The organism is Marinoscillum furvescens DSM 4134, from assembly GCF_003386095.1.
In the GTDB taxonomy this organism is placed as follows: domain Bacteria; phylum Bacteroidota; class Bacteroidia; order Cytophagales; family Cyclobacteriaceae; genus Marinoscillum; species Marinoscillum furvescens.
The window spans coordinates 129,191-150,389 of the sequence record NZ_QREG01000005.1 but is presented as its reverse complement, the minus strand read 5'-3'; the positions used below and the strand labels follow the sequence as shown (position 1 = coordinate 150,389).

Annotated in this window: 16 protein-coding genes and 2 tRNA genes; 6 read left to right on the top strand and 12 right to left on the bottom strand. The window is 44.0% G+C overall.

Going from position 1 to position 21,199, the window contains the following annotated elements; all coding sequences use genetic code 11:
• Positions 1 to 32: 32 nt before the first annotated feature.
• On the bottom strand, positions 33 to 938 hold the full coding sequence (locus tag C7460_RS07525; RefSeq protein WP_115867483.1) for a TIGR01777 family oxidoreductase: 906 nt from the start codon (positions 936 to 938) through the stop codon (positions 33 to 35).
• A 31-nt stretch (positions 939 to 969) separates the two neighbouring features.
• Here C7460_RS07525 and C7460_RS07520 point away from each other — a divergent pair, with 31 nt between their 5' ends.
• Together C7460_RS07520 and C7460_RS07515 are read left to right on the top strand one after the other, a co-directional pair.
• Positions 970 to 1,557, top strand: coding sequence for a hypothetical protein (locus C7460_RS07520; RefSeq protein WP_115867482.1), 588 nt, complete (start codon positions 970 to 972; stop codon positions 1,555 to 1,557).
• Between the two features lie 170 nt (positions 1,558 to 1,727).
• Positions 1,728 to 2,120: a lysozyme inhibitor LprI family protein gene (locus C7460_RS07515; protein ID WP_115867481.1), complete on the top strand. Its 393-nt coding sequence runs from the start codon at positions 1,728 to 1,730 to the stop codon at positions 2,118 to 2,120.
• Between the two features lie 74 nt (positions 2,121 to 2,194).
• Here C7460_RS07515 and C7460_RS07510 read toward each other — a convergent pair whose 3' ends face one another.
• From C7460_RS07510 to C7460_RS07480, 7 genes are all read right to left on the bottom strand, one after another.
• A complete protein-coding gene (locus C7460_RS07510; protein ID WP_115867480.1) occupies positions 2,195 to 5,086 on the bottom strand; it encodes a TonB-dependent receptor in 2,892 nt (963 codons plus the stop codon).
• A gap of 109 nt (positions 5,087 to 5,195) precedes the next feature.
• A complete protein-coding gene (locus C7460_RS07505) occupies positions 5,196 to 6,467 on the bottom strand; it encodes a hypothetical protein (protein ID WP_115867479.1) in 1,272 nt (423 codons plus the stop codon).
• A gap of 211 nt (positions 6,468 to 6,678) precedes the next feature.
• On the bottom strand, positions 6,679 to 7,665 hold the full coding sequence (locus C7460_RS07500) for an AAA family ATPase (RefSeq protein ID WP_115867478.1): 987 nt from the start codon (positions 7,663 to 7,665) through the stop codon (positions 6,679 to 6,681).
• 139 nt (positions 7,666 to 7,804) lie between these two features.
• Positions 7,805 to 8,845 (bottom strand): ACR3 family arsenite efflux transporter, encoded by a 1,041-nt coding sequence (gene arsB, locus C7460_RS07495; RefSeq protein ID WP_115867477.1) that lies wholly within the window; start codon positions 8,843 to 8,845, stop codon positions 7,805 to 7,807.
• Entirely contained in the window at positions 8,842 to 9,465 is a 624-nt protein-coding gene (locus tag C7460_RS07490) for a low molecular weight phosphatase family protein (protein WP_115867476.1), read from the bottom strand. Before C7460_RS07490 ends, arsB begins: the two co-directional genes overlap by 4 nt.
• Before the next feature lie 96 nt (positions 9,466 to 9,561).
• The gene (locus C7460_RS07485) at positions 9,562 to 9,981 is read right to left on the bottom strand and encodes an ArsI/CadI family heavy metal resistance metalloenzyme (protein ID WP_115867475.1); all 420 of its coding nucleotides are present in this window, start codon (positions 9,979 to 9,981) and stop codon (positions 9,562 to 9,564) included.
• 174 nt (positions 9,982 to 10,155) lie between these two features.
• Positions 10,156 to 10,362, bottom strand: coding sequence for a hypothetical protein (locus C7460_RS07480; RefSeq protein ID WP_115867474.1), 207 nt, complete (start codon positions 10,360 to 10,362; stop codon positions 10,156 to 10,158).
• A gap of 236 nt (positions 10,363 to 10,598) precedes the next feature.
• Between C7460_RS07480 and C7460_RS07475 the strand changes: the two genes are divergently transcribed.
• The gene (locus C7460_RS07475; RefSeq protein WP_115867473.1) at positions 10,599 to 13,709 is read left to right on the top strand and encodes a sensor histidine kinase; all 3,111 of its coding nucleotides are present in this window, start codon (positions 10,599 to 10,601) and stop codon (positions 13,707 to 13,709) included.
• Between the two features lie 61 nt (positions 13,710 to 13,770).
• Here C7460_RS07475 and C7460_RS07470 read toward each other — a convergent pair.
• The 3 genes from C7460_RS07470 to C7460_RS07460 form a co-directional block, all read right to left on the bottom strand.
• Positions 13,771 to 13,855: transfer RNA gene (locus C7460_RS07470), tRNA-Leu, on the bottom strand.
• Between the two features lie 106 nt (positions 13,856 to 13,961).
• Positions 13,962 to 14,034, bottom strand: a tRNA-Gly gene (locus C7460_RS07465).
• A gap of 141 nt (positions 14,035 to 14,175) precedes the next feature.
• A complete protein-coding gene (locus tag C7460_RS07460) occupies positions 14,176 to 14,883 on the bottom strand; it encodes a DUF3667 domain-containing protein (protein WP_115867472.1) in 708 nt (235 codons plus the stop codon).
• Between the two features lie 148 nt (positions 14,884 to 15,031).
• Between C7460_RS07460 and C7460_RS07455 the strand changes: the two genes are divergently transcribed.
• From C7460_RS07455 to C7460_RS07445, 3 genes are all read left to right on the top strand, one after another.
• The gene (locus C7460_RS07455) at positions 15,032 to 16,729 is read left to right on the top strand and encodes a tetratricopeptide repeat protein (protein ID WP_115867471.1); all 1,698 of its coding nucleotides are present in this window, start codon (positions 15,032 to 15,034) and stop codon (positions 16,727 to 16,729) included.
• A gap of 174 nt (positions 16,730 to 16,903) precedes the next feature.
• Positions 16,904 to 19,711 (top strand): TonB-dependent receptor, encoded by a 2,808-nt coding sequence (locus C7460_RS07450; RefSeq protein ID WP_115867470.1) that lies wholly within the window; start codon positions 16,904 to 16,906, stop codon positions 19,709 to 19,711.
• 197 nt (positions 19,712 to 19,908) lie between these two features.
• Complete coding sequence (locus C7460_RS07445; RefSeq protein WP_115867469.1) at positions 19,909 to 20,952, top strand: phytase; 1,044 nt, start codon at positions 19,909 to 19,911, stop codon at positions 20,950 to 20,952.
• Positions 20,953 to 21,020: 68 nt separating this feature from the next.
• Here the strand turns inward: C7460_RS07445 and C7460_RS23685 are convergent, their stop codons facing one another.
• Entirely contained in the window at positions 21,021 to 21,194 is a 174-nt protein-coding gene (locus C7460_RS23685; RefSeq protein ID WP_170147925.1) for a PID-CTERM protein-sorting domain-containing protein, read from the bottom strand.
• Positions 21,195 to 21,199 lie beyond the last annotated feature (5 nt).

The window sequence follows — 21,199 nt, the reverse complement described above, 5'->3', positions numbered from 1 at the left end:
TAATTAAATAGGTTTTCTAAAAAATGGGGTGTCTATTTTGCTGTCAGCAAATCATTTACGGCTGACTCTACGTTGGTAAATTTAAACTGATAACCCTGACTTTGTATTTTTTCACAGGAAACCCGGTTTCCTCCGAGAACAATTTGTGCCATTTCGCCGAGCATAAGTCTCATCACAAAGGCAGGGACATTGGGTAAAAACATCGGTCTGCCTGTGGCTTTGGCCAGTGATTTTGTCAGAGCCTCATTAGTTACGGGATTTGGGGCTGTTGCGTTGTATGTTCCTGTCAATTGTTGCTCCAAAACATACTTAAAAATCTGACATAAGTCCTCAATGTGAATCCAACTCATGTACTGCGTGCCTCGTCCCAATGGGGCGCCTACATAGGCTTTTACGGGCTTGAGTACCTCTACCATGGCACCGCCTTTTTCACTTAGCACCACACCGATGCGTACTTTGGCCACCTGGGTGATGTCTTGAAAATGGTCTGCAGCAGCTTCCCATTTTTCTACGACTTCTGCTAAAAAATCCGACCCATGTGGTGCTTCCTCGTCTACTATCTGATCGCCGGTATCTGCTCCATAGATGCCGATAGCACTAGCCGAAATAAATTGCTGAAGCCCAACATCGAGTTCTGCCACTTTTTGCCGTAAAAGCTCAGTAGACTCCACCCGGCTATCCACGATTACTTTTTTCCGTGCTGGCGACCATTTTTTATCCGCCACTCCAGCGCCAGCCAGGTGAATGATGTGAGTGACACCTTCCAGAGCCAGTGGGTCAATATGGCGGGCTGCGATATCCCATTCAAATGTAGGAAATTGTTCCTTACCTGTAACTGATCTACTCAGGTGTCGTACATCATATCCAGATGCAGCAAGCATCTGACTAAGATGAGACCCTACCAGTCCACTTCCGCCCGTGATTAATATCTTTGTCATAGAGTGTAGCGTTGCACGAACTAATAAACATATGTCTGGCCGAATCCTCCTTGTATTCTTGCATTTTTTTTGGTTGTTTCCTCTGTGTGCCCAGCAATTCACGCCGAACATCTATGAAGAAACGCTTACATTGGCCGGGCAGTCACGAAAGGGATACATTACAGATTTTCCTTTTGGTGCAAAAGAAATAGCAAAAGAATGGTGGCGCTTTTCGAAGGACTTTGGGCGGCCGCTCAATATGCGCAGCTACTATGAGATCACCATCCCCAGTGATATTCACCAAGGCACCGTGGAGATTACCCTATATTCAAAAACACTGCGCAAAGGGTCTGGAAGTCAATTTTTCCTGACATTAAAAACCGAGAAAATCCCAAAGCAAAAACACGCCGACTATATGAGTCAGGTGAAACAGGTCATGCAAAATTTTAAGCAAACGGTGTATTTGCAAAAGCTCGAAGCAGGCCTGGAAAAATTGGAGAAGAAAGCAGCCAAAGCAAGTAAACGTGTAGAAAAATCTGAAGGGCGACTCAGAACACGCAGGGTAGGCGAGCTGGAAAAGCTGCGCGAAGACATTCAGGAATATCGCTCGCTCATCAAAAATATCTACACGGCTTATTAGAACAAACCAGCAATACTATAGAAACTCCAAAGGCCCCTCATAGAGGAGCCTTTGGTTAGTCAATGTAATATGAAGAGGTTACTGTATTAAGAAATAGTAACCAACAGGAGAAAGTTCATTCCAGGGTGGATAAAAAGTCGGAAAGCAGATATTTTTAAGCAAAAAAACTAATGTCTAGAGGTACATTTTTGGCTTTATCCTTTCTTATATCCTTGGCAGCGTGCCAAAAGAATCCTAACAACACTGAAAGTAAAACGTCATGCACTCATTATGATCAGGTAGATAAAGAGATGCTGGACCTAATCAACAAAATCGAACAGAAGTATGCGGGTGAAAAACGCTTTATAGACCGGCTTACTGAAGCTCAAGTTTATTGGGTACAATACCGGGATCGGCAAGTTAGAGCTCTTTTCCCTCGAGACGTCAAAGACTACAAAAAGGAGCACGGTGAAAGCTACTTTGTATGTAAATGCGACGAGCTAATCCGGCTAACCAATCTTCGGATAGCAGAGCTCAACCGATGGATGGAAGGGTCATCAGATTGCCCTAATTCCATCCGCTAGATTCACAACAGGTACAACTAAAAAGGCCACTCCATTGACATGTAGTGGCCTTTTTAGTTAATGTAGTTTTATTCTTAAAAGTTGTAGCTGAAGCTCAAGCTAAACTCTCTTCCGGGGCTCAATCTACTGAACAATTCGTCTTTTGCATTGTAAGCCTTATAAACGAACTCTTTGTCATCATTCAGGATGTTATCTACTCCGAATCCAACTTTCATATGATCTCTAGCTCCAAGCGTGTAGGAAGCGTTGAAGTTCAAAGCATGAAAAGGTACGGTGTATACATCTGGGATGTTGGCTATACCCACGTAAGTAAGTGTTTCAGATTGCATATTGTAGAAAAGCCCGGCTTCTAGGCCATTGTTTCTTCCAGCATAAGACAATCCTGCATTTACAATCAATGGAGACTGACCAGCCATGTTACGCTCGTTTTCGATGACCTGACCTTCTCTGGCAATATTCACTCTTGAGTTATACTCCGAAGGGCTCATTTCAATTTTAGAATCTACAATCGTTACATTGGCATTTACTGAGAATACGTCCAACTGAGGCGCAATGAATCCGAAATTTTGACGTGCCTCTAACTCTACTCCTAGCACCGTACCATTACCTACGTTTCTAGGCTGGAAGCTGTTCGGTGCCTGCACGAACTGTACAATCTCTATAGGTGCATCAAATGACTTATAGAATCCACTTACCGATACAGTTTGACCTCTTTTCTGGAAGAGCTCCCATCTGAGGTCAAAGTTATTGATACGTGTAGCCTGCAGATTACCATCCCAAATTACCGCTCTATTCGGGTCATTTACATCTATATCCTGAGCAAAGCCTCCAATAAACGTACGTCCAGAGATAGGATCTACGATATTGGCAAAAGAAGACTCTCTAAACGAAGGCCTTGCTATTGTGCTAGAGTAAGAAGCTCTCAAATTTTGTGTCTCACTCAAGGCATAAATAAGATTTACTGACGGGAAGAAATCCAAATCATCGATCACTGCCTCATTGATGTAAGTAAGACCTTGCTGGTTTGATCCAGTGTAAGTTTGGTAGTATTTCTCCATTCTTACTCCAAGTATTGACTTTAGCTTCGGCTGGATCGAAAACTCGTTTGATACAAACGCAGCATAGTTATTTACGCTTGCGTCATACAGGTTCGGGTTATTAGGTATGAAGCCTGGATCGTAGGTGGTACCTTGATCTTCGTTTTCATTTGTTGGCCAAAGGTTTTCTTCAGCAAACAAATCATCTGGGTTCCCACTCAGGTTAGTCCCTGGTCTCGGAATGATCTGAAATCCCTGAATCTCGTAGTTTCGATTTTTGTAGGTATGACCAACTCCGAATTTCAATTTAGCGTCTCTGTCAAACAACTCATATTCTTTCGTTGCCTGAGCTTTAGATGACAAGTTTTTCTCATCCAGAAATCTCCAGATTCGCTCAGGGATTCCAGACTCTGTGCCGATGGAGTACCCTCCATTATCTGTACGAAACCTTGTGAAGCGGATGTCCGGATCTTCTATTTTTGAAAACGTAGGAGAGAAGCTCACATCATATTGCCAGGTCTTATCCTCTGTATAAAAGGTACCACTCAAAAGTCCATTGGTCATAGACCGCTGGCTATATTCAATATTGTGCTGGATGGCTTCAAAGTTGGAGCCCAGATCAGATCCTACATAATCGAAAATACCTGCCTTTGACTGGCCATTTTGAAGGTGTAAAAGATTGAACTTGTACTTCGCATTTTTCGTCTTCAAAGCAAGACCCGCAAGTCCGCCTAGTAGCACTTCACTTTCACCAAAGTTTCCTTTTTGGTACTCCAACCTATCCAATTCAAATACACTTTGATCTCCTTCTATGCCGTATCTAGAGTAGATGGCATCTTTGTAAAAATTGGTTTTGTATTTATAGGATAGAGCTACGTTATAACCCAATGTATATTTATCAAAGCTTTTCTGATTACCGGCTGAAAAGCCAAGACTATAGTCCATAAAATTAGTCGTAGGACGTGCTGCCAGATTTTTATTAAAGTTTTCCAGAATATTTCTATACTGCTGGCCTTCGGTGCTTGAGGCATTGCCTACTACTTCCGTAAACAAAGGAATATTTTCGCTCCGACCCGTAGGAATAGCTCTGTCGCCATTATCAAAACCGAGCCAATCTGTTCCTCCTTTTTCTGAAGACAGGTAATCACTCTGAAAGTGCATGGATGGGTTGTAGCTGATTCCAGCTGACACGCTCATCGTCTTTTCTTCTGGAAAATCTTTGGTTTCCACGTTTACCACACCACCTGTAAAGTCCGCAGGAAGGTCCGCGGTAAACGACTTCATCACTACAATGCTGTTTACCACATTCGTAGGAAAGATATCCATCTGAAGTGTATTACGGTTAGGGTCAAGGCCCGGTACATCCATGCCATTTAGGATAGACTTGGTATAGCGATCACCCAACCCTCTTACGTATACATACTTGCCGTCTTGCACTGACACTCCTGTCACACGCTTCACAGCTGCGGCGGCATTGCCATCACCCATTTTTCGGAAGCTCTGGCTTGAGATTCCGTCCAATACGTTGGTAGACTTACGTTTTACTGTTAATAGAGCAGCTTCAGAATTTCGAATCACTTCGGCAGTAACGACAACTGCCTCTAATTCTTCTACCGACTCTTTCATACGGATACCGTCGATAACAGTAGCCTCGCCAGGAGCAACATTTACTCCTGTAATTGTAATTGTATTGAATGACACGAATGAAATATTCAAGTCATAAGTTCCAGGCTCGATAGAGATCTGAAATGCTCCATCGAAATCTGTAACAGCACCTTTAGTGGTACCCTGTATCAACACTGTCACCCCGATGAGTTCTTCTCCTGAAGCATCATCGATTACCTTCCCTCTAATAAATCCATTCTGTGCCGAAAGCACAGTGGAAATACACACTAAAAGAAGCGTCAAAAAAGAATATTTCAAACGCATAAAATTAATAATTAGTAAATATGAAAACGTCTTGTATAAAAAATGCCCGCGGGAGAAAAACCCGCGAGCTGGATAATATTATGTACTTTATTATGTGTTTTACCCTGATTTAGAAATCAGAAAGTTCACCACTTGCATCAGCCCAGGTCCATCCTGAGAATGCTGATTTGTCAGCACCTACAGTTGCAGTAGTCACTACCTGGTTAGTAGCATCTAGCTGAGCTCTTGAGAATGCATCCTTAGCGTCAGACTTGTCTACAAAGATGTCTGCTACTGAAAGGTTACCCTCAGAAAGGTGGCTTACATCAAACTGAAGGCCAGTCATGATGATTTTACCATCTACATAGTTAGTAGCCACACCTTCATTGTCAAGCTCCACATCAGAGTCTGCAGAGAAATTGAAGAAATAGCTGTCAGCGATTTTAGCTCTTACGTTTGAGCGGAAGTCGATGTACTCTCCTCCACCTTCACCATCATCGTTCCAGCCTTTAAGGGAACCATTTTTCAAAGTGAACATGGCGTCAGTAGCATCACCTTCTGGACCGTCAAGCTCCATAGCGTGATCAGTTTGGTCACCACCAATGAAGATGAAGTTGTCAATTGTTCCTTTGTAATCCTGATCCATATCGTAAGCATCGTCACCTACGTTCCATACGATCGCATTAGAAACATCAACACTTCCACCGAAGCACTCGATTCCGTCATCCTGGTTTGCAACTACTTCTACGTGGCTTATTAAAGTTTTAGAACCTACACCACCAAGTGTCAATCCGTTGATCTCGTTACCTTCTCCGATGTTTGATCCACCGTGACGAATAGAGATATAAGTGATTTCGCCAGAGTAGTCATCTTCTACAGTACCACCATAAAGACCTCTAGTGTCATCAGCAGGAATACCTTCGATTTGGAATGATTCTACATTACCTTTAAATGAACCAGAAGCATTACCCAGGATGATCACACCACCCCAAAGTCCTACCAAATCATTAGAAAGATTAGGGCTTGCAACTTGACCCAAAGTAATCTTGTCAGCAACAGAAGTAAAGATAATCGGCTTGGTAGCAGTACCTTTAGCCATCAATTTTCCTCCTCTTGCTACTATAAGAGCGGTAGCGTTAGCACCAGATCCAGCTTCACCTTTTACAATTGTTCCAGGCTCAATCGTCAAAGTAGCTCCAGATTCTACTACAATACGCGACTGAAGGATATAAATAGAGTCTGAAGACCAGGTAGTGTTGGACGTGATGTCGCTATTTACAGCTACACCAATGCCGCCTTCCAGCACTTCTTTTTCTTCGATAACCGTGCCCCCATCTTCTTCACATGCCGTGAAGGTAAGAGCTGCTGATAGCGTAACAGCTAAAGCAAGTAACTTTCTCATAATTGTCGTTTTAGATTCGTTTTTCAAGTGATTAGTTCAATCAATTACGAGTGCAAAGGTGTCTGCCCAATGTTAACTACCATCACTTGCGCTGTTACGATATCATTAAACTGAGAATAGGTTCTTTAACTAGTCATTACCATTGTTAAGAAAATGTGAAGCATAAAAAAGGGTGCTCTGTGGCACCCTCTAAAAGTCTGTTTAGTGTGTCTTACTTGGATATCTGTACCTTGTTAAGGATAGATTGGATGATCTGATGAGTAGTGATTCCATCTGCTTCGGCTTCATAGTTGAGCAATATTCTATGGTTCATCACGTCAGGAGCAATCTCCTTAATATCTTCTGGCAGCACATAATCACGCTCATTAAAAAAGGCAATTGCCTTGGCTGCCAGATTCAGGTTGATAGATGCTCGTGGTGACGCTCCAAATTGGATGTACTGTGCTTCGTCATTTAACCCATAGGCTTTTGGGTCTCGTGTGGCGAAAACCAACTCTATGATATAACGCTCCAGGGAATCGGAGATGCTCACCTGATTGATTTCCTGACGGATCGAAAAAATATCCTCTTTAGAAAGCATCGTTTCCACTTCAGACTTAAACGTCATATTGGCCATCCGGCGCATCACTTCCAACTCTTCCTCTTTGGTAGGGTAGTCCACGTGCACTTTGAGCATGAAACGATCTACCTGTGCCTCAGGTAGTGGGTAGGTTCCTTCCTGGTCTACCGGGTTTTGGGTAGCCAGCACCAAAAACGGACGGTCTAGCTCAAAGGTGGTTTCTCCAATCGTCACCGTCTTTTCCTGCATAGCCTCTAGCAATGCCGACTGCACCTTGGCAGGAGATCGGTTGACCTCATCGGCCAGTATAAGATTGGCAAATATGGGACCCTTTTTCACTTCAAAATCAGCTTTCTGCTGGTTGTAGATCATGGTACCAATGAGATCCGCTGGCAATAAGTCAGGGGTAAACTGGATTCTCTTAAAGTCCAAATGCAACACATTGGATAGTGTATTTACCGTAAGGGTCTTAGCCAGACCAGGCACACCTTCCAGTAGGATGTGTCCTTGCGTAAACAAGCCGATCAAAAGGCGATTTACCATATACTCCTGGCCTACCACCACTTTTCCTACCTCGGAGATCACCTGCTTTATTTTCGCCTGATGTTCTTTTTTGAGATCCTGACCTATTTGCTCCATGTCTGCTTTTTTGTTTTAAAGGGTTTTTTCTGCGAATGCAAAAATAACCGGCTTTGGCTAAACAGAAAACGCCCTGCAAGCAGGGCGCGCACGTTATACATACGTGAGTTCTTAAAAGATGTTAATTGTCAGTACTTGATCAGTGGACAGGATACCATCTGCGCTTTAGCCAAAAGGCCACCCTAACAAGAGCAATTAGCGCAGGCACCTCTACCAACGGACCTATAACTCCCACAAAAGCCTGACCGGAATGTAAACCAAATACACCGATAGCCACAGCTATGGCCAACTCAAAATTGTTGCCAGCAGCTGTAAATGCGATGGCTGCATTTTTGTCATAGTCAGCACCAGAAATCCTGGAAATAATAAAGCCCACTAAAAACATCACTACAAAATAGATGGACAATGGAATAGCTACTAATAGCACATCTCCAGGAATCTGAACGATCAAGTCGCCTTTTAGGCTAAACATCAATACGATAGTGAACAATAAAGCGATCAGCGTAATAGGAGATATCGCCGGGATAAACACTTCATTGTACCAGACTTCTCCTTTCATCTTTGTCAGCACAGCTCTGCTCAGTATTCCGGCAATGAAAGGAATTCCCAGATAAATCATTACGCTTTCGGCTACCAGGGCTATAGGGATATCTATAATAGCTCCTTCCATACCAAAATAAGGAGGAAGTACCGTAATAAACAGCCAGGCATAAAAGCTGTAACCAATCACCTGAAAGATACTGTTGAGCGCTACGAGTCCGGCACCATAGGTACGATGGCCATCAGCCAGATCGTTCCAAACCAGCACCATAGCTATACAGCGTGCCAGCCCTATCAGGATCAGCCCCACCATATATTCGGGGTGATCTCGTAAAAAGATAATGGCCAGTGCAAACATGAGCACAGGACCTATCACCCAGTTGAGCAATAGTGATACAGAAAGCAATTTCACATCCGCAAACACTTGCGGTAGCAAACGGTAATCCACTTTTGCCAATGGCGGATACATCATCAGTATGAGCCCCGTGGCCAGCAGAAAGTTGGTATTTCCCGTGCTCAAACTTGAGATAGAACCTGCCACCTGGGGAAATACCGCCCCGATAGCTACCCCCAATACCATGGCCAACCCAATCCAAAGCGTAAGGTATCGGTCTAAAAAACTTAACTTTTTTGTACTCATTGTTTATTGGACACTTTTTGAAATGCGTAAAAAAGCTCACTGGCAATCTGCAGGCATCGCTCTGCATAGCGCTCTTGTTCTTGTGGCGTATCATCTGCTTCCTTGGGATCATTGTATAAGAGCCTGATGCGCTGACTTGCGCCTGGCACAAACGGACAAGCCTCATCAGCGTCTGAGCACGTCATCACAGCTGCAAAGTCTGCGGTAGGGTTTGCCTCATCATCAAATCGCTTACTAAAGGCCTCTAATTTAAGTGTGTCTCCTGCAGTGACAATATATCTTGGGTTTTCACCCCCGGGGTTTTCTATACCAAAGCCTGCCTGCTCCACTGCTCTCACTGCCCGAGGGTTGAAAGCGGTAGCCTCTGTTCCTCCTGAATAGGTCTCAACCTGAATACCATAATACGCCGCAGCGGTACTCGCCCAGATCTGAGAAAGATGGCTTCTTCTGGAATTGTGCGTACAGATAAATACAAGCCTGGGTGGATTTGCAGTAGCAAGCTCTTGTTTCAAATAGGCGATCAGCGGCTCTAGTGCTGCCTTACGCTCAGGTGTCAGCCGTAGTGTTGCAGGCAATACCTGCTCATCGATGTACTGAAGTAGTGTGGGATTAAGCTTCATTTTAGATTTCAGCAATGTTTGGAATTGCAAAGACAATAAAAAAATACCACAATAATGCATTATTGCATTATTGCGATATTAAGAAGTAAAAAATAATTAGCAACATGCTGCACTCTCAGGCCTCTGGTCATTCACCTCTACATCCTCAATGAGATGATAGACTTCCCACTCGTAACCATCGGGATCGGATATCCAAAACTTGTCTTGCCGGGCATAGCAGCAATTGGTGCTTTCTTCTTCCAGACCTAATGTCAGTTCTTTTTGAATAGCAGCCTTTCGTTCTTTCAATATTTCAGCATTCATCACTTTTAGCCCGAGATGGCCAAAGTCTTTTTGAACCCTCTGTGGCACTTGCAAAAAAGTGATGATTAAGCCTGGGTTGTCAAGCTCAAACTTGAGGTAGTCTGGTTTCTCTTTTACCGGTTGTGCATCAAAAAGTCGTTGATAAAAAGCTTTGGTTTTTGAAATGTCAGAAACGTGAATAGCTACATGAAATTTAAGTTGTTGATCTGTCATGATAATTAGGTTTTGTTTACATCGCTATATTACGATGTTTTTCATCGTAATGTTACGATATATCAAAAAATAAAATAAAAAACCCTGACGTTTCCGTCAGGGCCCCAACCAGCTATAGACAAGACCGAGCATTCGCATCGGGCTTATTTTAAATGTCTAAATGATTTTTATACTTTAAGTGTAAGAGTTTGTCAGTGATGATTCCACTCTGGCGGTGTTGAGTTGATTCACAATTTTCTTTATGATGGGCATTTCAGCATCTGTCATTTCATAGAGCACTTCCATCTCCTCTCCTGTGAGCGACTCGGCTACTTTGAGGTCCATTTCTGATCCAAACGTGTATTGACCAGTCTGTGCGCTATACCATATCAATTGTTCCATTATCCAATTTTAAAATTGCTAATCATCCATTTATCAAAATGAATATTGCTTCATTTGTCATTTGGCAGAACTAAGATCTTGCAAAGGCAGATTTTAATCCTGCCAAAGAACATTAAAATCCTGCCAATCGGGGATAAACCTTCAAATGGCAGAATTTTCACTAGTTTTGTCAGTCGAAAACGATCACCACACTGTCAACTTAATTCTGTTCAACTCACTGTAGACAGTTACACCTTATGTGGACATCAAGTTTCGGGAATAGCCTGTGGGGACTTTTATTTCTTCTCGCTGTTCCATTGTATACTTCAGCGCAGTACTTTTCGGCTACCGTCTATAAGGACGAATCTGGCATGCCCTCAAATCGCATTTTTGACATGTGTCAAACTGCCACTGGAGAAATGTGGATGCTGACAGAAGCTGGACTCGTAGCCTATGACGGCCTACATTGGCATACCTTTCATGACTCTTTAGACTTGCCTATTCATGGCAATGTCCGGCTCAAAGCACTTCCCGAGAGTTCTGTAATTCTTACCGGCCTGGATAAAAACGGACTGTCCATTCGATATTTCAAACATGGGATCTGGTCAGAAATACCATTGCCCAATTCTATAGGAGCAGGAGATATTCATTTCCAATATCGTATAGCAATTTCATTGGACCCTTCAGGGTCCTTTCGTATTGCACTGGGTACCTCCTCCAGGCTCATAATCTACGACGGGGAATCCTGGAGTACCACTAGCTTCAAAAATGGCCTTAGTGACCTTGTGATTGAGCAATTGGCATTTATGGGTGAATCTATTCTAGCGGCTACTTCAGAAGGGCTGTTTCGGTTTCATAAAGGAAATCTCACCCAAATGCACCATAAGCCGGGAGTGAAAGCCATGCTCCCAGACCTGGAGAACTTTCGAATATTCCTAATGGGAGCAGATTGGCTAGGCCACTTCAACACTTCTCAAGACAGCCTCCATCTTTATTTTGATAACCAACCCATAGGTTTGAAAGAACCTGCTGCCAACTCAAACCTTCTTTTGCACCAAAATAAACTATACTATAGCTACAACTCTGTACTCACACAATATGACCTAAAAGAAGGAACAAAGACACCGATCATCACCCGGCTTTTTGACAAAGACCACACCTGCATCAGGGCGCTGTTTGACCATGAAAAAAACCTCTGGGTGGCCACCTTGCGTGGAGCCTTCAAAGTAAACAACCTAAATATTTACAGCTATAATGGCTTCCAACTACTAGAAAACGAAGTAACTGCTATCTATGAAGCATCCGATGGCCGCATATTTTTAGGGAGCAACAATGGGTTTAACATCCTGGATCCAGATGGTCATATCTCTAAACACGTCTTTGCTCAAAAATATTTAAACCCACGGATCATGGACATTGTAGCCTACCGGGGTACCATTTATATGGCAGCCAATGAAGCTGGAATAGTATCTATTCTGCCAGACGGAACTCTTCAGCACTACCATCCAGCAGGCAGCAACACCCGGGTCATTGACCTACACGTGTATGATGACCAACTTTTTGCGCTCTCTCGTGGACAACTCTACTCCTATAACAATGGCAAATGGGTGAAATCTTCATATCCGCGTGTGATCACCTCAGGGTCAGTACGCAAACTGGTATTGGATCAAAACCGGGCAATGCTACTCTCTCAAACTGGCGTTTATGATTTTGATCAGAAAATGACGATCGTGGATGATGAACTGTCGGGCAATAATATTTACAACGAAATCTTCTATCAGGGTAAAACCTTACTAGGCACCACAGATGGGATTCGTGAAATCGCCGGGGATCAACTCACTGCTTCGAAAACCTATAAGCTACCCGCATCCTGTGCAGTATATGCCTTTTTGGAAGATCGAGATGGCAAACTCTGGGCAGGCACTAATCAGGGAATTTTTCACCTGGACGAGAATGGATATCAACAAATGTCTACTAAACACGGACTTGTGGGCAATGAAATCAATCGCAATGCCTTTCGGCTACTTTCTAATGGGCAGATGGCCATCGGCACAGATCAGGGGGTTTCCTTTTTCGACCCTGTCACTCCCAAGGTGCCAACACCTCAGGTGACCATATCGCATTATCAGGTAAACGGAACAAATTCAGACCAAAACTCGCTTGGGTACGACCAAAACAATATTCGATTTCACTACAAAGCTGTTTCGTATTATGACGAATTTCGCATAGAGTATCGATTCAGACTATTGGGGCTAGAAACTGAGTGGCAGCGAGTCCCATACCACAGCCAGCGTAGCGTACTCTACGGTAAACTAGAGCCGGGGTCTTACCAACTCGAAGTTCAGGCTCGCATCAAAGGCCAGGAGTGGGGTGCATCAGCATATAGCCAAACACTAACGATCGCACCAGCCTTTTGGGATACCATTTGGTTTGAGGTGCTGCTAGGTGTGGTGGCCGCCCTGATCCTTTATATGTTCATCAGGTTTAGGAGCAAACAACTCAAACTGAGAAACAAGCTACTCCGAACTAAGGTAGAAGAAAAAACCAGCGAACTACATCGCCAAAACCAGGAACTTGTACAGGCCATCCAGGAGCTAAAAGCAGCTCAGGGGCAGCTCATTCAGTCAGAAAAGCTAGCCTCTATGGGACACCTTACCGCTGGAATCGCCCACGAACTCAACAACCCCCTCAACTACATCAGAGGCGGAGCAGAATGCATTCTAAAAAACCTGGAAGAACTGAACGGGCTAGCCAATGGATTGTCTGCAAATGGTCAGCTCGAAGAATATCGTGAAATATTGGATGAAAGCCGGGAGCTAGCACATGCTATCGTCTCGGGAGCTAATAAGAGTACAAGCATTGTAAAAAGCCTGAGTGCCTTTTCGGCTGACTCACAAAACTTTTATTCGTTTATAGTACTGGAAAAAGAAATCGAAAATGCCCTGACACTCCTCAATAACCAAATAGGGTTTCGGGTAACCGTCAATAAAATGCTGGCCAACATACCTCCAGTAGAATGCTATCAGGCCAAAATCAACCAAACCATTGTCAACGTCCTACTCAACGCACTGCAGGCCATCGAAGACAAGGGTGAAATTACCATAAGACTTTTTCGAAAAGACCTACATCACATTTCCCTGGAAATCACCGATAATGGAGAAGGCTTGAATGCCTCAGATGCTGAGAAAGTGTTTGAACCCTTTTTTACCACCAAAGACAACAACCCCGGGCTTGGACTTACCATTGCCCGGTCTATAGTACAGGAGCATAAGGGGGAGATCACCTTTGAGTCAACTCCTAATGTGGCAACAAAAGTGTGTATCACACTGCCTATCAATCAAACCTTTCATCCGGAATTGGAGGAATAAGGTTTTTAATAATAAACTGCTACAAACAAAAAAAGCAGCTCAAAAATGAACTGCTTTTCTGTACCTCGGATGGGACTTGAACCCATACGACCGCAATGGTCACAGGATTTTAAGTCCTGCGTGTCTACCAATTCCACCACCGAGGCATTCATCTGCATTGCAGATGTTGGCTATTGGTAAGCCAAATTTTTAAGACACAAGTGCCTTTAAACAAATAAGTCCTGCTGCGACAGCTGTCGGGCAGGACTTCTGAGCGGGAGACGGGATTCGAACCCGCGACCCCAACCTTGGCAAGGTTGTGCTCTACCAGCTGAGCTACTCTCGCTTGTAATTTGTAAAACCATATTTTCAAGTTTTACTCCCTTCCGTTTGAATGGGACTGCAAATCTAAATGAACCCTTTTATTTTACAAGAACTGTGCTAAGATTTTTTTATTTTTTTAAATGCCTCCAAGTACAATGGTGGTCTACGAACTTATACCACTATATATCCCAGCTGCTACCATAGACATTAGCACAATATAAACCAGAGTAGCTAACAGGTATGAGGTAATATATTTCAAAAAAGCTATTACAGTGTATTGACCTATCCATGTGGCCACCAGCCAGATGTAATAACTCATAGAGAAGCCAAAAAGAAGCCCCAGCATCCAATTAGCACCAAAAGTACTCGCCAGCCAAAGCCAAAAAAGTGTTAGCAGATTCGCCGCACAGATGTTAAACGTCTGCATCACGATATGCTCCGCATAATTGTATCCAGCCTTTCGGTGAAAGAGGTATGAAAAAAGCGCGTAGACCGGAATGCCTGCCCAAAGAAACAGATTGTACCAATCGATCACCAGGCGCTGGACCTTCTCTACAGCCTCCTCATTGCCCGTATCCAGGCTAGCACTTATCCAAAAATCCTCCAGGCCAGTGATCCCCATTAGAAACAAGCATACCGCCGTAGTGACCAACAACAACCTAAAGACATTGAACACTTTCACTCTACCCTCACCCAAATAAAAGCTGACCAGATATCCGGGCCTGGTGAAAAGCAGCCTAAGTGTGAATAGTAGTCCATGATCCAAATCAAATGCACTGATCATGTCTCTGATGGTTGAGGCAAAAGTGATCCGCTTTACCTCCCGCTCTTGCTTGATGGTGATGGGGTATACAGGACGTTGCTTATTCATCCGTCAAAAATAGAAGAAAACAACTTTTCTGAAGCTTCAACCCTCTCAATTTAAACTCAGCATTAAATTCTGATTATCCTTTTAGAATATCATTACGGCAGTCAAAGCGTCGAGCTATTTTCGATGATTTAAGCACTATCAGACGAACATGTCACTTCTGGAAAAATACCGCTTATCCTGGCCCATCTTACTATTAATGGCATGGGGGATGATGCGCTGCGGATCAAAAACTTCAGATCAAGACTCATTTTCTAATAGGCCAGATATAGAAAGCTTATTACTTATTGCCGGACAAAACCAGAGCCTCCACCCGGACACTGCATTACTACTTGCCAGGCATGCGCACACCCTTTCAGTAAATGAAAAGTACGAACCCGGCATTGCCAGGTCCAGCTTGCTACTGGGAAACCTGCTCTATGAAATGGGCCGACTAAGCCTGTCTACCAGGCATTTGAAAAAAGCTTCGAGGATTTTTGAAAAATATCAGCTTAACCCTGAGTTGGCAAAGACCGAAAAGCTACTTGGCAGAGTGTACCAGCGCTCCGGAAACTATGCTACAGCACATCAATACTTACTCAAAGCTCATGGGCGATATACAGAACTGCATGACCAGCCGGGTATGGCTGCTATGGAAGGCGAGCTAGGCCACTACTACGAAAAGATTCAATTGTATGATAGTGCGCTTTACTTTCAGCAACGAGCTCTAAAAAGCTACCTCACATTAGGGGATTCTGCAGGCATTGCTCAGATTCATGACCACATTGGTAGTATCTACGAAGACCTCACAAACTTCGACCTTGCACTTACTCATTTTGAAATAGCTCACCTTCTCAATACAAAGTCAGGAAACCAATCTGCTGCTCTAGCTAACCTCAACAATATTGGAGACTGCTATCGCAAAATGAATGAACATGAAACGGCACTTAGGTATGCACAAAAAACATTGCAACAGGCTGAACGCCTCCATCTGGATTATCAAATAAAAAGTGCATGTCGTGACCTGTCTAAAATCTATGCAGCAATAGGCTACCACAAAGAAGCACTACACTACCTCAACCGTAGTTATGAACTAACAAGTAAGCTGTTTACCCAGGAAATAGCCCAAGAAATAGCCAATACTGAATCCATCTATGAACTTGACCAAAAACAGCAGCGCATACATCTGCTTGAAAAGGAGCGCCAGTTTAACAGACTTCTTACATTCTTAACCACTATTGGCGCGATAGGCTTTGGACTGTTGGGGTCACTAATATTTTATCAGCAGCGGACCAAAAATGAGAAAAAACGCAAACTGCTGGAAACTGCCAATGAGCTAAACGCCGCGGAGGTAAAAAACTTTCAGCTTACAGAACAAAAGCTCCGCGCAGACCTGGAAAATCAACGCCTACAAGAAGAACGTTTGCAAAGAGAACTGGAACTCAAAAGCAAGTCGCTCACCAAAAGCGCCTTGCACATGATTCAAAAGAACGAGTTTTTGCAGGAAATGCGCCAGAAACTAAAGGACGTCCGAAAGACTCCTCCTGAAAACATGGATCTAAAGCTTAAAAAGCTCATCAAGTCCATAGATTACAACTTTACAATGGATGATGATTGGCAGGAGTTCGAAATGGTATTTCAGCAGGTACATTCAGCGTTTTTTGTGAGGCTAAAACAGCTCTACCCAAACCTCAGTCCCGCAGAAGTAAGACTCTGCGCCATGATTAGACTAAACCTTCACTCCAAAGACATGGCTGCCATCATGGGCATCTCACCAGACAGTCTGCGAATAGCCCGGTATCGCCTCCGAAAATCCCTGGGACTAAAAAAAGGAGCCAACCTCTACGCCTTCATTATCAATATAGGCTAATTAACTCTTTAGTAACACACAACCAATTGATTTTAAGAAGCTTACAATCTCTTGTTGCTTTTTTGTTGATCTATAAACCACAACATGTTGACGTTTTGCTGAGGGTCATTTCACACCCACTTAACATGCCACCACTAACCTTGGGTCATCAAACAAACCAATTGATCACTTCTTATGAAAAAACTATTACTTCTTACATTGATTCTCTCATCATTGGTATTTGTGGCAAAGGCACAAAATACCCTGAAAGGAAGAGTATTGGATGAAAACGGACTGGGTCTTCCCGGTGCTACCATCCAGTTAGCAGATCTGGAAAACACGGGAACCGTTTCGGACGCAGACGGGTACTACTTACTCAGCAATGTACCAGAAGGTACCCATCAGCTCAAAGTATCGTTTATCGGCTATGGCCCTGTGACTCGACCTGTTACTTTAAATCAGGAAATAACTTCTGTAGAGCTGACCATGCAGCCAGGAGTGGTACTGGAAGAAGGCGTATTGGTCTTGGGAGACAGACTAAAAGGCCAGGCCAAAGCACTCAATCAACAACGCACCAACCAAAACATTACCAATGTAGTCGCGGCTGATCAAATCGGGAGGTTTCCAGATGCTAACATCGGTGACGCCATGAAACGAATACCCGGCATCACCATGCAAGGAGATCAGGGAGAAGCACGAAACATCGTCATCAGAGGCCTGGCACCACAGCTCAACTCTGTAATGATCAATGGAAACAGGATACCTTCTGCCGAGGGTGACAACCGCAACATTCAGATGGACCTCATACCTGCAGATATGATTCAGACTATAGAGGTCAACAAAGCTATCACTCCAGATATGGATGCAGACGCTATCGGCGGTTCTGTAAATCTGGTTACCCGATCTAACCCGTCTGGTGAGCGAATTTCCGCTACGTTGGCCAGTGGTTACAATGCACTATCTGAAAAGCCAATCTGGACAGGAGGGCTGATCTACGGCAATCGTTTCTTTAACGACAGACTCGGGGCTGTTGTGAACGTATCTTATAACGACCACAAATTTGGCTCTGACAATATAGAGGCTGAATGGACGGAAGGTGATGAGGTAGACGCCTACATAGAAGAGTTTCAAATTCGTACTTATGAAGTACAGCGTACCCGTCGCAGTGCGTCTATCAACCTGGATTACAAACTCAATGATCGCCACAGCGTATTTTTCAATAGTATGTACAACTGGCGGGACGACTGGGAAAACCGCTATGTACTTGTACTCGCCGACATAGAAGAGCCCGATGCTAATGGTGTATCCTTTGTGCCAACACTCGAGCGCGAAACGAAAGGTGGCCTGGGCAGTAACCGCATCGACAATCGAAGACTGGAAGATCAGCGTGTGCGCACATTTTCTGTGGGTGGAAATCACCTGCTCGGTAACGCCTCGCTTACCTGGATGGGAGCATGGTCTCAGGCATCAGAAAAGCGCCCAAATGAACGATATGCTGTATTTGTAGCAGAGCCCGAAATAGAAGTGGATGGTGAAGATGAACCTCAGGGAATGCTTTTCTATCAAGACCTGTCAAATCCTCGTAAACCAAAATTCACTGTTGCACCAGCCAGCGGATCGGCCCTGAGCGGCAATGACCCACAGATCCAAAGCTTGGAGTTGTTTGAACTCGATGAACTAACCGAAGAACATCAGTTTACTCAGGAAACCGACATTAATGGACGTATAGATCTGAAGATACCTATTCCTAAAAAAGGATATATCAAAGTTGGAACACGCCTGCGTCATAAAGAAAAGGAGCGCGACAACCAGTTTTATGAATACAGCTTTTTCAATGATGAATTTGAAACGCTGAACAGCGTGCCATTACTCCAAAAAACAGATGATAATTTCTTGCCAGGTGATTATGCGGCTGGTTCATACGCCTCGAACAAATGGCTGGGTGGACTGGATCTAACCAACACTGCCAGATTTGAAGAAGAAGATAAACCCGATGAATACCTGGCTGAAAACTACACCGCTCAGGAGTCCATCATAGCTGGCTATGTAATGAGTGAATATGCCCTCAGCCCTTCTCTAACAGCTACCGCAGGTGTACGTCTGGAAGCTACCTCGCTCAAATACACGGGCAACGAAGTAGAAAACGAAGAAGATTTTGTGCAGTCTATTTCCAATTCGGATAGCTATGTAAATCTACTGCCAGGGGTACATTTCAAATATGACGCCAACGAAAACCTAATCGTGCGTGCTGCCTGGACCAACTCTCTGGCAAGGCCTAACTACTTTGACCTGGTACCTTATGTAGACAACAGGGTGGAGGACGAAGAGCTTTTCCTGGGCAACCCGGAGCTACAGCCCACCACGTCTATGAACTTTGACCTGATGGTGGAAAACTACTACAAAAGTGTAGGCCTCATCTCTGCAGGATATTTTCACAAGCAAGTTGATGGATTCATCTACACCTCCTATTCTGAAAACAATGATGGTTTTGAGGTATATCAACCTAAAAATGGTGGTACCGGCACCATCCACGGAGTGGAAGCATCTGTTCAGCGACAGTTAGACTTTTTACCAGGCGCACTCAAAGGTCTCGGCGTATACATCAACTATACCTATACCTCCTCCACTGCGGATGGAGTGGCCAATGAAGACGGTGAACTTCGTGATGATTTGGGCCTTCCAGGCACTGCAAAACACCTATTTAATACTTCATTGTCGTTTGAAAACAAAAACCTGATCGTGCGAGCGTCACTCAACTACTCGGGTGACTATGTAGACGAAGTGGGTGGTGAAGCCTTTAGTGACAGGTATTACGACAAGCAAATGTTTCTGGATGTAAACGCTTCCTATGCGTTCACCAAAAACTGGAGAGTGTTTGCAGAGGCGAACAACCTGACAAACCAGCCTCTACGGTATTACCAGGGATCCAGAGATCGTACCATGCAGCTGGAGTACTACAATATGCGCTTCAATGCTGGTTTAAAATTTGATTTGTTCAATTAATCAATTGGGGCACGGTAGCGGCCATGCCTCCATTTTTTTATTCTATCAGGTACTGCGCCTGTTATAAATCACATTGCAATCACACATGAAATGAGCATGTTGCTCAACCCAAATATTGATCGGACCGCCGAAGCGGAAACACCAACCTCAATGATCAAACCTGGGAGACCAACCGTTCGTTTCACAACTTTGAACACATGAAAATATATCCAATTTTTGCGCTAGCTTTAGCAACTTTATCCTGCTCAGCTCCTGCTCATAAGCAAGATGAAATCAAGCCTCAATACATCACTGATCAGGTACTACACGATAGTGACGACCCAGCCATTTGGGTACACCCGACGGACCCCTCTCAGAGCCTCATTCTGGGTACTGATAAGCACGAAACGGAAGGTGGACTTTACGCTTTTGACCTGAAGGGAAAAATGAACCCCGAATGGAAAGCCTTTCCACTCAAAAGACCGAATAATGTAGACATTGCGTATGGGTTCCAATTGGACTCAACAAATAGAATAGACGTGGCAGTGTGCTCCGAACGCGGAGCAGGGGGTATCAGAGTATTTAAACTTCCTGAACTCACTCCTATAGATGGAGGAGGACTGTCGGTGTTTGAAGACACCCCTGAATACAATCAGGTAATGGGTGTGGCTCTATATAAAAACCCTCAGACTGAAGAGCTTTTTGCTATTGCCAGCCGCAAAGCAGCACCTGAAGGTGAACCTTACCTCTACCAATACCAGCTCATAGCAGATAGTGGAAAAGTTCGTCATGAGCTAGTACGAAAGTTTGGTGCCTACAGTGGAACCAAAGAAATTGAAGCTATTGCTGTGGACGCAGCCTTAGGTTATATATACTATTCTGACGAGCACTTTGGTGTGCGAAAATACTATGCAGACCCTGAGCGTGGTAATGAAGAGTTGAGTGTTTTTGGTACGGAAGGTTTTGCAGATGACCGGGAAGGTATTTCCATATACAAAACAGGGCCTGATACTGGTTATCTATTGGTTTCGGACCAGGGAGCTCATCAGTTTAGAGTATACAGCCGCTCAGGAACTACAGAAAACCCCCATTTGCATACTGAGGTGGCAATATTGCCTGTCACAGCACAGTCTAGTGACGGATCAGAAGTGGTGGCAGATAGCTTAAACCCGGACTTCCCAAAAGGACTTTTTGTGGCCATGTCTGATAATAAAACCTTTGAAATTTACGATTGGCGAGACCTGGCTGAGCGATTAAAATAGTCTTGCCAACAATACGAAAACAAAAAACCCACGACCGATGGTCGTGGGTTTTGCTTTTACACCTGTTTTTAATTTCTGCTTTTTAGCACCTTCCGTATGCCATAGGCTCCTCCAGCTGCTAGCAGCAAGCTCAGCCCACCATCTATCGGAGTTTTAGGTGGTGCACCCTGCGCCATCAGCGGCAGGGTACATAGCACCATCAGCATTATCAGTATTCCTGTTGGTTTTACTATTGTCTTCATCTTTC

Bases quoted from the DNA above. Each gene is read 5' to 3' on its own strand.
- C7460_RS07490 (WP_115867476.1), bottom strand. From the start codon at position 9,465: ATGAAGCTTAATCCCACACTACTTCAGTACATCGATGAGCAGGTATTG.
- C7460_RS07500 (WP_115867478.1), bottom strand. From the start codon at position 7,665: ATGGAGCAAATAGGTCAGGATCTCAAAAAAGAACATCAGGCGAAAATA.
- C7460_RS07510 (WP_115867480.1), bottom strand. From the start codon at position 5,086: ATGCGTTTGAAATATTCTTTTTTGACGCTTCTTTTAGTGTGTATTTCC.
- C7460_RS07525 (WP_115867483.1), bottom strand. From the start codon at position 938: ATGACAAAGATATTAATCACGGGCGGAAGTGGACTGGTAGGGTCTCAT.
- C7460_RS07480 (WP_115867474.1), bottom strand. From the start codon at position 10,362: ATGGAACAATTGATATGGTATAGCGCACAGACTGGTCAATACACGTTT.
- C7460_RS07475 (WP_115867473.1), top strand. From the start codon at position 10,599: ATGTGGACATCAAGTTTCGGGAATAGCCTGTGGGGACTTTTATTTCTT.
- C7460_RS07460 (WP_115867472.1), bottom strand. From the start codon at position 14,883: ATGAATAAGCAACGTCCTGTATACCCCATCACCATCAAGCAAGAGCGG.
- C7460_RS07520 (WP_115867482.1), top strand. From the start codon at position 970: ATGTCTGGCCGAATCCTCCTTGTATTCTTGCATTTTTTTTGGTTGTTT.
- C7460_RS23685 (WP_170147925.1), bottom strand. From the start codon at position 21,194: ATGAAGACAATAGTAAAACCAACAGGAATACTGATAATGCTGATGGTG.
- arsB (WP_115867477.1), bottom strand. From the start codon at position 8,845: ATGAGTACAAAAAAGTTAAGTTTTTTAGACCGATACCTTACGCTTTGG.
- C7460_RS07455 (WP_115867471.1), top strand. From the start codon at position 15,032: ATGTCACTTCTGGAAAAATACCGCTTATCCTGGCCCATCTTACTATTA.
- C7460_RS07505 (WP_115867479.1), bottom strand. From the start codon at position 6,467: ATGAGAAAGTTACTTGCTTTAGCTGTTACGCTATCAGCAGCTCTTACC.
- C7460_RS07485 (WP_115867475.1), bottom strand. From the start codon at position 9,981: ATGACAGATCAACAACTTAAATTTCATGTAGCTATTCACGTTTCTGAC.
- C7460_RS07515 (WP_115867481.1), top strand. From the start codon at position 1,728: ATGTCTAGAGGTACATTTTTGGCTTTATCCTTTCTTATATCCTTGGCA.
- C7460_RS07445 (WP_115867469.1), top strand. From the start codon at position 19,909: ATGAAAATATATCCAATTTTTGCGCTAGCTTTAGCAACTTTATCCTGC.
- C7460_RS07450 (WP_115867470.1), top strand. From the start codon at position 16,904: ATGAAAAAACTATTACTTCTTACATTGATTCTCTCATCATTGGTATTT.